This is a genomic window from Nonlabens antarcticus, from assembly GCF_015356755.1.
Lineage (GTDB): Bacteria > Bacteroidota > Bacteroidia > Flavobacteriales > Flavobacteriaceae > Nonlabens > Nonlabens antarcticus.
Genome location: NZ_JADFCO010000062.1, coordinates 60,847 through 75,312, shown reverse-complemented (window position 1 = coordinate 75,312; position 14,466 = coordinate 60,847). Strand labels below are relative to the sequence as shown.

15 protein-coding genes are annotated in these 14,466 nt (G+C 38.3%); 7 read left to right on the top strand and 8 right to left on the bottom strand.

The window, feature by feature from the left end:
- Positions 1-70: 70 nt before the first annotated feature.
- The 4 genes from IQ282_RS03635 to IQ282_RS03620 form a co-directional block, all read right to left on the bottom strand.
- The gene (locus tag IQ282_RS03635) at positions 71-406 is read right to left on the bottom strand and encodes a DUF2853 family protein (protein WP_194850552.1); all 336 of its coding nucleotides are present in this window, start codon (positions 404-406) and stop codon (positions 71-73) included.
- A 63-nt stretch (positions 407-469) separates the two neighbouring features.
- On the bottom strand, positions 470-2,140 hold the full coding sequence (menD, locus tag IQ282_RS03630) for a 2-succinyl-5-enolpyruvyl-6-hydroxy-3-cyclohexene-1-carboxylic-acid synthase (RefSeq protein WP_194850551.1): 1,671 nt from the start codon (positions 2,138-2,140) through the stop codon (positions 470-472).
- A gap of 72 nt (positions 2,141-2,212) precedes the next feature.
- A complete protein-coding gene (locus IQ282_RS03625; protein WP_194850550.1) occupies positions 2,213-3,256 on the bottom strand; it encodes an isochorismate synthase in 1,044 nt (347 codons plus the stop codon).
- Positions 3,257-3,267: 11 nt separating this feature from the next.
- Complete coding sequence (locus IQ282_RS03620) at positions 3,268-3,687, bottom strand: hotdog fold thioesterase (protein WP_194850549.1); 420 nt, start codon at positions 3,685-3,687, stop codon at positions 3,268-3,270.
- Positions 3,688-3,722: 35 nt separating this feature from the next.
- Between IQ282_RS03620 and IQ282_RS03615 the strand changes: the two genes are divergently transcribed.
- The 4 genes from IQ282_RS03615 to IQ282_RS03600 are packed head-to-tail and all read left to right on the top strand — an operon-like array spanning position 3,723 to position 6,892.
- Positions 3,723-4,367 carry an alpha/beta hydrolase gene (locus IQ282_RS03615; RefSeq protein WP_194850548.1) on the top strand — a complete coding sequence of 215 codons (645 nt, stop codon included), beginning with the start codon at positions 3,723-3,725 and terminating at the stop codon, positions 4,365-4,367.
- A gap of 5 nt (positions 4,368-4,372) precedes the next feature.
- Entirely contained in the window at positions 4,373-4,960 is a 588-nt protein-coding gene (rdgB, locus tag IQ282_RS03610; RefSeq protein ID WP_194850547.1) for an RdgB/HAM1 family non-canonical purine NTP pyrophosphatase, read from the top strand.
- A gap of 41 nt (positions 4,961-5,001) precedes the next feature.
- The gene (locus IQ282_RS03605; RefSeq protein ID WP_194850546.1) at positions 5,002-5,802 is read left to right on the top strand and encodes a carboxypeptidase-like regulatory domain-containing protein; all 801 of its coding nucleotides are present in this window, start codon (positions 5,002-5,004) and stop codon (positions 5,800-5,802) included.
- A 10-nt stretch (positions 5,803-5,812) separates the two neighbouring features.
- Entirely contained in the window at positions 5,813-6,892 is a 1,080-nt protein-coding gene (locus tag IQ282_RS03600; RefSeq protein WP_194850545.1) for a M28 family metallopeptidase, read from the top strand.
- 163 nt (positions 6,893-7,055) lie between these two features.
- Here IQ282_RS03600 and IQ282_RS03595 read toward each other — a convergent pair whose 3' ends face one another.
- A complete protein-coding gene (locus IQ282_RS03595; protein ID WP_228547205.1) occupies positions 7,056-8,588 on the bottom strand; it encodes a DEAD/DEAH box helicase in 1,533 nt (510 codons plus the stop codon).
- Positions 8,589-8,730: 142 nt separating this feature from the next.
- Between IQ282_RS03595 and IQ282_RS03590 the strand changes: the two genes are divergently transcribed.
- The gene (locus tag IQ282_RS03590; RefSeq protein ID WP_194850544.1) at positions 8,731-9,339 is read left to right on the top strand and encodes a YqaA family protein; all 609 of its coding nucleotides are present in this window, start codon (positions 8,731-8,733) and stop codon (positions 9,337-9,339) included.
- Positions 9,340-9,927: 588 nt separating this feature from the next.
- Here the strand turns inward: IQ282_RS03590 and IQ282_RS03585 are convergent.
- The 3 genes from IQ282_RS03585 to IQ282_RS03575 all read right to left on the bottom strand — a co-directional run bounded on the left by IQ282_RS03585 (position 9,928) and on the right by IQ282_RS03575 (position 12,336).
- Positions 9,928-10,800, bottom strand: a complete 873-nt coding sequence (locus IQ282_RS03585; protein ID WP_194850543.1) for an OmpA family protein — start codon at positions 10,798-10,800, stop codon at positions 9,928-9,930.
- Positions 10,801-10,888: 88 nt separating this feature from the next.
- Positions 10,889-11,893 (bottom strand): glycosyltransferase family 2 protein, encoded by a 1,005-nt coding sequence (locus IQ282_RS03580; protein WP_194850542.1) that lies wholly within the window; start codon positions 11,891-11,893, stop codon positions 10,889-10,891.
- Entirely contained in the window at positions 11,890-12,336 is a 447-nt protein-coding gene (locus IQ282_RS03575) for a type I restriction enzyme HsdR N-terminal domain-containing protein (RefSeq protein ID WP_194850541.1), read from the bottom strand. Before IQ282_RS03575 ends, IQ282_RS03580 begins: the two co-directional genes overlap by 4 nt.
- A gap of 33 nt (positions 12,337-12,369) precedes the next feature.
- Here IQ282_RS03575 and holA point away from each other — a divergent pair, with 33 nt between their 5' ends.
- Positions 12,370-13,377: a DNA polymerase III subunit delta gene (holA, locus tag IQ282_RS03570; RefSeq protein ID WP_194850540.1), complete on the top strand. Its 1,008-nt coding sequence runs from the start codon at positions 12,370-12,372 to the stop codon at positions 13,375-13,377.
- Positions 13,374-14,369 (top strand): 1,4-dihydroxy-2-naphthoate octaprenyltransferase, encoded by a 996-nt coding sequence (gene menA, locus IQ282_RS03565; protein WP_194850539.1) that lies wholly within the window; start codon positions 13,374-13,376, stop codon positions 14,367-14,369. Before holA ends, menA begins: the two co-directional genes overlap by 4 nt.
- Positions 14,370-14,466 lie beyond the last annotated feature (97 nt).

The window sequence follows — 14,466 nt, the reverse complement described above, 5'->3', positions numbered from 1 at the left end:
ATATCGCAAGCCAAAAATCCCCAAGCCTAGGCCTGGGGATTTTTTTTGAAAGCAATTAATTAATTTTGGTTTAGTTATAAACCGCTTGTTTTTTGTGGTGTTCGCACAGCATATAATAAATTACCGCACGATATTTAGAGCGGTTGCTCTTACCATATTTTTCCATCACAGCTTCTACGGAAGCCATTAGGTTATCTCCTGACAACCCCAGTTTTTTAGTCAAATAATTATCCACAACTCGCTGCATCTCTGCTTTTTCAGCGCTTACCGTTTCTGCGTCACGATTGTAAATAGATGGCCCCAATCCTTTTGTAACCTTGCTCAACAGAGCCTCATCCAGCTTCCCTCCTACATGCTCCTTATGGGATGCAACATATTTTTCCAGCTTTTCATCAAATTTACTCATAGTTTTATCAGGTTTAAATTAGTTGTCCTTAAATCTAATGAAAAATTAATGCGTTAAAAAGTTTTATTTCAAGTATTTGAAGTAGTCCAGCAATATCTGATCGTTGATTTCCCGTGGTGTGAAAATCTCTAGCAATTGTGGTTTATTGTTATTGTTGATGAATGTTTCCCACGCTTTCGCGAAAGCGGACTCATTATCAATATTTTGATATTCTATTTTGTGCATGTGACACAAATCGCTGGCGTTGAGCTCGTGCTTTGTTTCAAAATAAGTAGCAAAATAGTCTTCATCCTTTTCACCAGGAAGAATTCTAAATATACCGCCACCACTATTATTAACTAGGATTATCTTGAAGTTACTAGGTATATAATTATTCCACAATCCGTTGGAGTCGTAGAAAAAGCTAATGTCACCCGTTATAAGAATCGTCTGTTGATTGCTACCCACCGCAGCCCCTATAGCTGTGCTGGTGCAACCATCAATACCGCTGGTACCGCGGTTTGAGTACACGCGATGTGTAGGATTCATTTGGAACAACTGTGCGTATCTGATCGTGCTGCTATTTCCCAACTGTAACAAAATATTGTCAGGCAATTGATCAAATACCCTTTGAAAGACCCTCATGTCACTCCATGGAATCTGTTCGAAATAAGCAGGTCGTTTTTCTAGATAATTTTGAAAATGAGCTAACCAGTGCTCCTGATAATCACTGGAAACAAAGTCATTAGAAAGGTGACTCAACCATTTTGTGGGTGGCATTTTTATATGGGCTGTTAATTTAAAAAACGTATCGTAAGCCCGACGTTTGCCTATGTGATAATGTGTTTTGGTTTCAAATCTGCGTAAATATTGTTTGATCTTTTTAGAGACAATCATACCACCTATGGTAACAACTAAATCGGGTTGCAAGGCAGCGATTTGCTCATCATCAAACTCAATGGGCGCAATTAAAGTGTCGATTCCCCATACTATTTTATCATGAACTACATTAGAACTCACCTCACTCATAACTAGAACACTAGGATCTGAAGTCAACTGGTCTAGATCTTCTTTTTCAAAAACCGGCGGATTCAATGTGGAAAGAATAACGAGCTTTCTTGAAGCTGCATTCCACTGATTAAAAAATTCTTGAGGGATGATCGTAGTTTCATCTTTTAAAACATCCATCACCCTGACTTCCAAAAGCGAGTGATCCACTTTATTATAGAGTGGCTCTTCAAAAGGAATATTCAAGTGTACCGGACCGTGTTTAGAAATGGCCGTATTGATCGCTTTGTTAATCGCCCGTTCATTAGTTACCAGATACTCTTTTTGAGAAGTATTTGCTATCATCTGCAGTTGTGCATCAAATAAAATATGGTTTGCATATACATGCTGTTGCCTAATGGTCTGACCGTCCCCTATATCAATCTTATGTGGCGGCCGGTCTGCGCTCAAAATAATTAGCGGGATCTCACTATAAAAAGCCTCTGTTACCGCTGGGTAATAATTTAACAATGCACTTCCACTGGTGCATAATAATGCAGCAGGCTTTTGCAATTGTTGCGCAATTCCCATGGCAAAATGTCCAGCGCAACGTTCATCTACTATGCTGTAACAATTAAAATATGGATCTGACGTAAAACCAATGGTTAATGGTGCATTGCGAGAGCCTGGCGAAATAATAATATCCTTAACGCCTCTTTTCTTAAAAAGAAGAATAATTTGCTGGGCATGAAGAATTGCTGTAGTCATAACTCAAAGGTAAGATTCAATGCTTATTGTAGGCAATGGATTAACAGCATCTTTAAGATTTGAAGCTAGCATTTAGACTAAAACTGTGGCCATGGTCATCAACTTGTTTTGAACCTCTTGAAATTCTGCATGTGGATCACTCAAGGAGGTAATACCACCACCCGCGTAAACATTTATGTGATCATCAAATAGTTCCATACAACGCAAATTCACATAATAATCTGCCGTTTCATTTACGGGATCATTCCATCCTAAATAACCGGTATAAAAACTACGGTCATAATTTTCATGGGTCAGAATGTATTCTAAAGCTTGTTTTCTGGGCAAACCACAAACTGCTGGAGTTGGATGCAATTCTGAAATACATTTCTGTAAATTTTCAAAATGAGTTATTGCTGTAATTTCAGTTTTAAGATGCAGCAGATTTCCCGCACTTGCCGTTTCTACTTCGCCTACTTTAATCTCCTTTACTGCTGATGATTCTAGTGCTCTTACTATAAAATCAGTGACTAATTTCTGCTCCTCTTTTTCCTTATTTCCCCAAGTAATTTCGCTGGTATTTTGAGCTGGTTGTGTACCGGCCAGAGACATGGTTTGCAACTTGTTATTTTTGTAGGAAAGAAGAGTTTCTGGCGTAGCTCCCATCCATTTACCGACGACAGGATGGTAAAAGAAATAACAGTTTGCATTAGGGTACATATCCAGCAAATTCTTTAGGATATCAAGGTCCGGATTTGTTCTTTTCAACGTCTGCTTTTTAGACAGTACTACTTTCTTTAATTCGGTATTTTTAATTGATTTTACAGCGTTATCTACTAGTTTTTCATGATGCATTTGTCCTTCATTATGGATTTCAACAGCTGAAGTACTGCTTGAGGTGACAGCATGGTCCCAAGTAAACTTTTTAATCATTTCACCCCATATAAATATCTGGTTTTCCGATTTTTGAAATTTTGAAAAAACACCACAAGTCATTTTGTCAGGCACTGTTTTATGAAGCTTTCGGGAATTCTGATGAAGCACATCAACGCTGGTGCCTCCTTTTTTACGTAAAAGTAAAAATGGCAGGTCTGCGGTAAGAAGTTCTGATATATATGTGAGTAGATTTTCGCGCAAGCGAGCAGGTTTTAAGACTCTTTTTTAAGAGCGATGGTGGTTAATTTGCAAATGGAAATTAGTCTATTTTCCTCGTCCGTGATCCTGATTTCCCAGAGTTGAGTCGTGCGACCTTTGTGTAGGAATCTAGCGGTAGCGAGTACGTAGCCATCGACCTTTGAACGGGTATGATTTGCACTTATTTCTAGCCCGCGAATCGCAAAGGAATCGGTATCTAAAAACAGGTAACTGGCAGCACTCCCAACCGACTCTGCAAGAGCAACGCTAGCTCCTCCATGCAGCACTCCATCGGGCTGATGTACCCTAGAATTTATCGGCATTTTTGCGGTCAGAAAATCATCTCCTACATCTACAAATGTGATGTCGAGTGTTTCCATTAATGTGTTTTTGCAAATCGCGTTGCAACGTTCAAGGATGATTTCTTTGTCCATATCTTTATCAAAAATACGGCATCAAACGCAGTTCTATGATTAAAACAGTCTCCTATACAACTTCCAACAGTTATGAAATTCTTTACCCCATTAAATCAACCACTGAAAATATATGGATTTGCCTACACGGTTTAGGATACCTATCGACGTTTTTCAAACGATATTTTTCTAAACTAGACCCTGAGTTAAATGCAGTAATTGTCCCTCAGGCACCTTCAAAATTTTATCTCGATAAAAAGTTTAAACATGTAGGAGCTAGCTGGCTCACACGAGTAGATACGGAACGGGAGATGCAGAATAATCTATATTATTTGAAAGCATTACTACGCCAAGAACATATATATGACGATCCGCGATTAGTGATTATGGGTTATTCTCAAGGCGTTTCTATTGCTACTAGATTTCTAAAAGATTACGAAAAACCTATTAAAGCATTAATCATGCACAGTGGCAGTATACCAGCAGAATTGGATGCTGCGGATGGAACTGTTTTTCAATCCCTAACTAATAGGTTTATCCATATAGCCGGGACTAAGGATGAATATCTTACCGATGAATTGATCGAACGGGAGGAAAAGAAGATCAAATTGCTTTTTGGTACAGATTGTGAATTACATCGTCCGGAAATTAAACATGAGGTGGATACCGATTTACTTCTTCAAATTTCTAAAACCCTATAAATTTTATGGAACTCATATTTGCCACCCATAACAATAACAAACTCAAGGAGATTCAGGCTATGATGCCTGATTCTATTAAACTTTTGAGTCTTGAAGATGTCAAAATGCATGATGAGATTCCTGAAACAGCAGACACTATTAAAGAAAACGCCATTCTGAAAACAGATTACGTAAGAGACCTGTTTGACTTACCCGTTTTTGCAGACGACACTGGACTCATTGTACCAGCGTTGAATGGAGAACCTGGTGTGAAATCTGCTAGATATGCTGGGTTAAATTGTGATTCTGATGATAATATGAATTTATTGATGGAACGCTTAAGTGATGAAAAAGATCGCTCTGCCTATTTTCTAACTGTGATATCTCTTTATTTAAATGGTGAGCAACATACTTTTGAAGGTCGCTGTGATGGAGAAATTTTAAGGGAACGTTCTGGAGCAAAAGGTTTTGGATACGACCCTATTTTTCAACCAGCTGGTTTTGAACAAAGTTTTGCTCAAATGGAGCTTGGCGAAAAGGCTTCCATAAGTCATAGAGGCAAGGCTTTCAAAAAAATGATTGCTTTTTTATCGGCCACTAATTTTAGTAAATAATTTTCTTTAACAATGCAGTTATCGTATTTTAGTCCCTTCCTATGAAATCTAATAATCTCGTCTTTTTAATATTATTTGTAGCTTCCATATTTGTTGGAAATGCTCAAATTAAAAATAGCTCTAGCACTGAACCCTCAGAGACCACCGGCATCGTGAAGGGAAAGGTCTTAAATGCTAAAGACGACAGCATTTTACAAGATGTAAACATTGTAAACCTCAACAAAGTGATCGGTACGATTACAAAAGGTGATGGTACGTTTGAGATAAGAGCTGCCGTAAATGATACTCTATATTTCTCCTACATCGGTTTTCAAACCATTAACGTGCGTGTTACTGAAGACTGGTTGAAATATGGAGATGTTACGATTTCTATGACAGAGAAAGGAATTGCCTTAGAAGATGTTATTGTGAAGAATAGCGGTTTGACTGGTTATCTGGAAATTGATGCAAAGCGCGCTCCTATATATGCGAGTAGAAAATTTAGCATTAGTGGTTTACCAGAGTCTTATGAAGCTGGAGGATCTGGACCAGCCGCAGTAAATAAAGTATTAAGCTCCATCTTTAATCCCGCAGACTTCTTGTTCAACACCTTTGGTAAAGAAGGAAAATCCCTGCGCAAGGTTAGAAGAATTAAAGAACAAGATGAGATCCGCAATCTGTTGCAATCTAAATATGATCGCGAGACATTAGTAAACCTATTACAAATGGATAAGGTAAGTATCGATGCCATTTTAAGAAATTGCCAGTATTCAAAAGAATTTATAACTGGAGCAAACGACCTTCAAATTCTTGATGCTATTAGTGAGTGTTATGAAGAATATAAGGTGCTCAAAAAAGATTAATTAATAACTTATGATACGTAAAACAATTCTCACAGCCTCTATGGCTGTTGCTATTCTTGCTTCTTGCAATAGCATGAAAAATCAATCATCAGACACGACTGAATCACCAGCGCCGCCAGAATCTTCTATGGGAGACCCAGAGTCATCCATGATGGCTGATAGCGATTTAGTGATGAAGTATATGAATACGATTACAACTGCAGAGTTGAAGGAGCAACTCTATGTGTATGCTGGTGACGATATGGAAGGTCGCATGACTGGAACACCAGGACAGAGAAAAGCAGTCGAGTATTTAAAAGGAAAATATATGGAAATGGGCGTTCCCGGCGGTGCTGGTAACGGCGAGTACCTACAGCCTATTCCAGAAGAGTTTTTCGGTAAACGAAAAATTACCTCAGAGAATGTTTTGGCTTTTATTGAAGGTTCAGAAAAGCCAGAGGAAATTCTAGTAATATCTGCTCACTTAGATCATGTAGGAATTCAAAAAGGTGAAATTTACAATGGAGCAGATGATGATGGAAGTGGAACTATCGCTTTAATAGAAATAGCTGAAGCTTTTCAACAAGCCAAAGAAGACGGCCACGGTCCTAAAAGATCCATTCTTTTCTTGCATGTAACTGCAGAAGAAATAGGATTACAAGGGAGTAAGTACTACACTGACAACCCTGTTTATCCGCTCGCAAATACAATTGCAGATCTTAACATTGACATGATAGGTCGCATCGACCCTGAGAGAGAGAAGAAATCTAACTATATCTACCTCATCGGTAGTGATATGTTAAGCCAGGATTTACATGAAATTAGCGAAAAGGCAAACAAAAATTCTGTAAACCTAGACTTAGATTACACTTACAACGGAACGGATGATCCTAACCGATTCTACTACAGATCTGACCACTACAATTTTGCTAAAAATAATGTTCCTGTTATCTTTTATTTCAACGGTACTCATGCAGATTATCACAAAGCATCTGATACACCGGACAAAATCGAGTACGAACTTTATAAGGAACGTACACATTTGATATTTGCAACTGCATGGGATCTTGCAAACGGTGCTAACCGTCCTACTTTAAAAGTTACCGAATAAGTAAATTAGAAATTGGATTTAAAAAAAACGCACCCAAAAGGGTGCGTTTTTTGTTTTCAGTGATTAAGACTTATCTAGGCTCCTGTTTTCAAAATAGGATTGATTCCGACATAAATGTTCCGCTTTCGCGAAAGCGGTATTTTTAAAACTGCCCTGCTGATTTTCAACTTTCTACTCCTGCAAATTCTTGCTGTAAAGCCATACGCAACCTGCGGTAATAGTCCTCTTCCAGCCAGTCTTTGTAATTGTTTGTATTATTAATAATACAATAAGAGTAACGTCTGATGCGGTCTTTAATATCCTCTTTTAAAAGCTTAGCTAGAATCCTTGCGTCAAACACATCCTCACTATTCTCTACGCACCATTGAACATGTTGAGCAATGGATTCATCCAGAACCTCTTTAGATTTGCGGTTTTCCTTAGTAATACGTTTATAAACACCACGTACATCAAAAGCAAAATCTTTTGTTTTAGGGAATTCAGATTTAACTTCTTCTGGTAATTTATAGACAAAATTGCGCTCAATTTCCTCGTCAGAAACAATATTTTCTACGTAGAAGTCTGGAGAACGGAATACTTGCTGCCAGTCCACTGGCTCATTCCATAAACCAAATCTGGCCACGTTATTTCCTAAATCAATAATTTGAAACTCTTCTTTATCTTTAAAAATACGAGACCCACGACCTATCATTTGGTAATAGAGCGTCAAAGATTTTGTTGCACGATTCAAGATAATTGAATCTACGGAAGGCTCATCAAACCCTGTGGTCAATATACTAACTGACGTCAAGATCGCATCTGGCTTTTTCTTGAACCAGCGCAGGATCTCCTTACGTTCTTCCCGTGAATTTGTATTGTCAAGATGTCTTATTTCCAGTCCAGCTCTTTTAAAGGTATCCTCAACCTCAATACTGGTGCGGATTCCATTGTTGAAAATAAGCGTCTTCTTCCCGTTAGAAGTATCATAATAGGACTGCAATAATTTGTCCTGCATGCTGTGGTTTGTGTACAGTTTCTCACTGGATTTAACCGTGTAATCTCCATTCATCCCTATCGTTAGTCCGCTTAAACCTACATCGTAAGTATGCGTTACCGCCTGGGCAAGAAATCCTTTTTCTACAAGTGACGTGATGCTATCACCTACCAGAAGCTCGTCATAGTTGTCCTTCATGGGCAACTTAAAGTTTGAACTCAATGGTGTCGCAGTAACTCCCAACATAAAACAATGTTCAAAATATTTGAACAGTTTGCGGAAGCTGTTATAATGAGCCTCATCTACAATCACCATTCCTATATCTTCCAGCTTTAATTTATCGTCTTGGATTCTATTGTTAAGCGTTTCCACCATGGCAACGAAACAGTCAAAATCCTTTTGATCATCAAGCTCTTTCACCTTTGAGTTGATAATCTTATTCTTAACATTAAAGCTGTCTAAAACCTTAGAAGTCTGCTTGCACAGTTCAATACGGTGGGTTAGGATGACCACCTTTTTGTTTTTTTGTTTGATATAACGGCGCACGATTTCAGAAAAAACCACCGTTTTACCGCCGCCGGTAGGCAGCTGGTACAATAATTTATAATCGTCTGGCTTATCGTCAATTCGATCAAAAATCTCACTTAAATCACGTTTTTGATAATCGTAAAGAGTTTTGATTTTCACTTGCGGATCTGGAGCCATAAATTCTTTGTTTTTCATTTTTGAGATTTGCAAAAATAGCGAATTTAAATCCTTTGAAACGAGCGATGCTGCTGACTTTGTTCAAAAACTTTTATTGTCGAGAATTTAACAAGAATCAGCTCATGATATCACTAATTTTGCAGTTCCGTAAAAAGTCATAATGCCCTCTTTTAAAGACAAGTTTCAACCTAAACGCGCTCACCGTTACTATCAGGTTACTGGATTCTACTCCTTTGTTGTTGAGAGCATTAAAAAATCGATGCCACCGGTTTTACTGGTTGTTGCCTTACTGGTCCTCTTTCATTTCTTTGTACTACCATTACCAGAGGCTTTAGATCTTGCAGTCGCAGAACTACCCAATTATGGCGTTCTAGCGTTCTTCTTCGTATCTGAAACTATTTTAGGCTTGATACCACCAGAACTATTTATCGCCTGGGCCGGTAAGACTGCAGATCCTGCACTTAATCTCTTTTTTATAGCACTACTCTCCTATCTAGGCGGGATGTGTTCTTATTTCTTAGGAAGGTGGTCTCTTAAAATTCCAGCCATCCATAACTATCTAGAAGTAAAAATGGCCAAACAACTTATTATGGCCAGAAAATGGGGTGGTATATTAATTGCCGTGGGTGCCTTATTACCGCTCCCTTTTTCCGTTGGTAGCCTTGTAGCGGGAATGTTGCGATACCCTTTCAAAAACTGGGTGATTATTGGATTGTTGCGATTCTTACGATTTGCCGTCTATGGCGTTGCTATATTCTCTGTGGTGTAAAACGGTAAGAGATTATTTATTTCGGATAATTGATCTACCAAAAAGATATTATACATTATTATTCTCTCCATCTTATTGCCGCTTTCGCGAAATCTGCATCTATCGATTTATGCAATTGAACTGTAGAACTTAAGGTAACAACTTGATCAATCACAATACAATCCCCACCCTATCATAACTAAATCTGAAAAGATTGCTTGAGTCTTTATTAAAATCCCGAATCCCAACTTGCAAGAAAACCAATAGTTTTAACTAATCCGTTACCAGTTAAGAAGCTCTCAAGGATTCTATTTTCGCGAAAGCGATAGCAACATACATATCATATCAATAATAAAGTCTCTCGAAAGCGATACCTACATCAACATTACATCAAGGAGGATTGTCCATTAAATAGAGGTCTACAACCAATTCTTGAAGCTATATTTTGAGAAAAAAAACTCCAGCTCATCATCCCAATAATACTTAGCGATTAATACGATAGTAATAATTTCCCAGCTCACATAAAATCTTGAAATTACACCCTTGGCTTTAGGGCATAAAAAAAACCTCCTTTTAAAAGGAGGTTTCAATAATTTTAATCTTTAAAGATTACTCGCCAGCTTTAGCTTTTGCCTTAGCTTCTTCCATACCTTTTTCTACGATATCAAAGAATTGATCTAATTTAGGAAGTACAATAATTCTTGTACGTCTGTTTTTAGCACGACCCGCTGCAGTATCATTACTAGCTACTGGAATGTAATAACTTCTACCAGCTGCTGTCATGCGCGCAGGATCTACATTGAAGTCTGTTTGTAGCAATCTTGTTACAGAAGCTGCACGTGCAGAACTTAACGCCCAGTTATCTTTGAAAAGTGGTGTGTTGATTGATTGATTGTCTGTATGACCTTCTACCATAATTTCGATTTCTGGCTTGTCATTTACAACCTTGGCAACTTTACCTAAAACTGATTTTGCTGCAGAATTGATGGTAGCACTACCACTAGCAAATAAAAGCTTATCGCTTATAGATACGTACACCACACCTTTTTCTACATTAATGCTAATATCCTCGTCATTTAAGTTACCTAGTACACCTTTGAAACTTTGAACTAAAGCAAGAGTTACACTATCTTTTCTAGTAATCGCATCATTCAAAGTACGGATCTGTAGATCCTTCTCACGAAGACTTTCCAATGATTTTTCTAAATTATCAGCACCCTTCTTTGAAAGCATGGTAAGATCACCCGTGTTGCTAATTAAACCTTCGTTGTTTGCACGTAGATCTGCAACCTGGCTGCGCATAGCTTCCAGTTGTGCATAAGAAACTTTTTTGTCAGAGAGACAAGCGTTCAATTCTACAGTAGCTGTGTCTAATAATTCTTGTGTGCGTTTTTGTTTTTCTAGAGCGGACTCTAGGTCTTTTTTGGATGCACAGGATACGGCCATTAAAGCAGTAAGTGCAACTAGGGCTAGTTTTTTCATTTAAAGTGTGTTAGAGTTAATTTTAACATTCAAAAATATACATCTCCAGGAACCTAATCGAACTGTTAACATAGGTTTACCATAGGGATTATTGCTGGTGTAAACGTTTCCTACCCATAATATAGTATGTAGCCACCACAGATTTTACACCTTTATTTTTAGCAGATTTTATCGACCTTTTTTGAACCTCATTTCTTTTTTTAAGAATCTTTAAAAAATCGTTGTAGAAATTCAAATGTGCCTTTAAAATTGCCAGCACGTGTTTGAATTTTAGTCCTATCATAAATTTGAAAGCAGCCAGACCGTCAAGAAGAAGACGTAAAAAAATGATAAGCCACCAGTAAGATCGAGCGTCATTTTTGACAACGGTAATTAGACTGTTCCTAAAGTTGAGAAAGGTTTTTTGAGGGTTGATGCTATGGAGAGTTCCACCACCCACGTGATACACCTGAGATTCTGGAATGATTTGAACAGAATAATCCATTTGCCGCAAGCGCCAGCAAAGATCAATTTCTTCTTGATGCGCAAAATAGTCAGCATCAAAGCCCTTGCAATCCTCAAAGGCACTCTTACTTATAAACAGAGCAGCACCGCTAGCCCAGTCTATATCAATTCTTTGGTCATATTGACCATGATCCATTTCTACATAATCAAAAATGCGACCTCGACAGTAGGGATACCCCAATTGGTCTAGAAAACCACCGGCTGCTCCAGCATACTCAAAAGTATCCTTGTTATTGTAATCCAGAATTTTAGGCTGAGCTGCACCCAGGTTAGGACTGTTTTGAAAAGCGTGCAACATAGGGTCGCACCAGCCCGCGCTAACTTCAATATCACTATTTAATAAGCACAAGACGTCCTCGCTCACCATGGGGATTACATAATTGTAACCGCCTGCATAGCCTCGATTTTCTGGAATCTGTAGTATTTTGATCGAGGGATACGTCTCTTGAAGCCAGTTTACACTTTCATCGGTAGAGGCATTGTCTGCTATATAGATTGTATGACCCTTAGAAAATTCTATAACCGATGGTACAAACTTCTTCAAAAGCTCGAGTCCATTCCAGTTGAGTATTATTATTCCTAATTTCATAAGGTATATTCTGGCAGGTCTTTTATGAAGTCATAACGTTTGTTCTTATAATCCATGGTGCAAAAGTAATGTTCCATTCCATTGCTGACCATCAAATAACTTGCATTTGCAACCAGGTTATATTTGGCGATCTGATCAAATGCGTTTTGATTAATGCTGATTTCTGGCGCTTTACACTCAATAATTATATGAATGCTTCCATCAGGATTGAAAACAATAATATCGTACCGTTTTGAAGTTCCCGCAACAACCAGTTGTTTTTCAACATTAATCAAACTGATAGGAAATTTTTTGAAATCCCTGAGCCAGTGAATGATGTGTTGACGTACCCATTCTTCTGGTTGTAGGGAAACAAACTTTTTACGGATAGGATCAAAAATGAAACGCCCTTTTTCAGTACTTTTAACCCTGAAATTTGCAGGCGGCAGTCGCAATGCCTTCATTCCACAATATTACAAAAAGCAGCACGGCTCTTCATGAGTGATCTCAAGAATATTCTTTCAGACATTAAGAACAAAAAATACGCACCCGTATATTTTTTACACGGTGACGAACCCTATTTTATCGATCAGATCAGTGATTATATTGAAGAAAATGTCTTGGATGAAGCCGAAAAGGGATTTAACCAGATGGTTATGTATGGAAAAGATGTCAAGGTGGAAGAAATAGTAGAGTCTGCTAAAAGATTTCCCATGATGGCAGAACATCAAGTCATTATTATTAAGGAAGCCCAGCATCTAGCCTCAAAAATGTCCCTGATGGAAAGCTATATGGCAAATCCATCAGCGAGCACGATCTTGGTTTTTAATTACAAATATAAAAAACCAGACGGACGGACTAAGGTTTTTAAAAATATCAAGAAAAACGGAGTCGTTTTTGAAAGCAAGGTAATTTATGACAGTCAAATGCCCAACTGGATCACGAGTCATTTAAAGGATAAGGGGTTTACGATTGAACCTAAAGCGACCCAGATGCTGGTGGAATTTATAGGAAATGATTTGAGTAGAGTGAGTAATGAGCTGGAAAAATTAGCTATTGTTCATAATAAAAGTGTTCCCATAACGCCGCTAGTCATTGAGGAGAATATAGGCTTTTCAAAGGATTTTAATAATTTTGAATTACGCAAGGCGCTGGGCGCAAGAGATACGGTGAATGTTCATCGCATCATCAATTACTTTGCAGAAAACCCAAAAGACAATCCTATTGTTCTGACCACCGCGCAGCTGTACAGTTTTTTCATCCAGCTATTAAAGGTACATGCTCTAAACGATCGCTCTCCTAGAAATGTCGCCAAAACGGTAGGAATCAACCCTTTTTTCGTCAATGAATTGATGGTCGCCGTTCGCAATTATCCTATGAAATATTGCAGCCGTGCCGTGAAATTAATCCGCGAGCTGGACGTGAAATCAAAAGGTGTGGGCGCAAATCAAATCCCCCATGCAGATCTGCTCAAGGAGGTAATGGTTAAAATTATGGCATCATGAATACGGTAGCTCAGGCCTGGATCAGTGCGGCTCGCCCTCGTACTTTACCTTTAAGTATTAGTGGTATTCTTTTGGGAAGTAGTTATTCTTATTTGGATTTCGCTTTCGCGAAAGCGGAAACATACAGCCTACTGCTAGGACCGGTAACCGTTTCTACCTCCTTCAACTGGTGGATTCCTATTCTTGCGCTGGTTACAACCCTCGGGCTTCAAATTCTATCTAATTTTGCCAATGATTACGGAGATGGCTTGAAAGGAACCGATAACCATGAACGGATAGGTCCCATGCGGACGATTCAAAGTGGGATCATTGCTCCAGCACAAATGAAACGGGTGATTATTATCACATCCATTCTTACTTTCTTGAGTGCCATCGCTCTCATTTATGTAAGTCTGGGTAGAGAACATTTGCTTATTTCCCTCTTATATCTAGTGCTGGGTATTGCTGCGATATGGGCTGCGATAAAATACACGGTAGGTGATAATGCCTATGGTTATCGCGGGCTGGGTGATTTATTTGTATTTATATTTTTTGGACCCGTCAGTGTTATGGGAATTCATTATTTAATCCTCAAGGATATGAACTGGCAACTCATTCTACCTTCAATTACGGTGGGATTATTAAGTGTAGCTGTTCTGAATTTGAATAATATGAGAGATCTCGCATCAGACCGTAAAGTAGGAAAAAACACCATTCCTGTGAAAATAGGACTGGCTAATGCTAAAGTGCTTCATTACTTTACGGTAATCACTGCTCTCGTTTGTATGTTAGGATTTACATATTCAATTTATCATGCCATGGATGTTTTAAATAACAGCTGGTCCATGATTGCTTTTTTGCCGCTGCTGGCTTTCTTGCCGCTTTTGATTCATTTGAGAACGGTTTCAAAAAATGAAAGTCCTATCCTATTAGATCCGGAACTAAAAAAAGTAGCTCTTTCTACATTTTTTATGGCATTACTTTCCATTATCTCGATAGCAATCCTGGAATAATCTACCAGCTATCGTTTAACGGCATTGAAATAATCAAATTGTCTGTGGGCAAAACCTATCATTTCAGCATCTTTTTGTTGTGTCTTCCTTCATGATT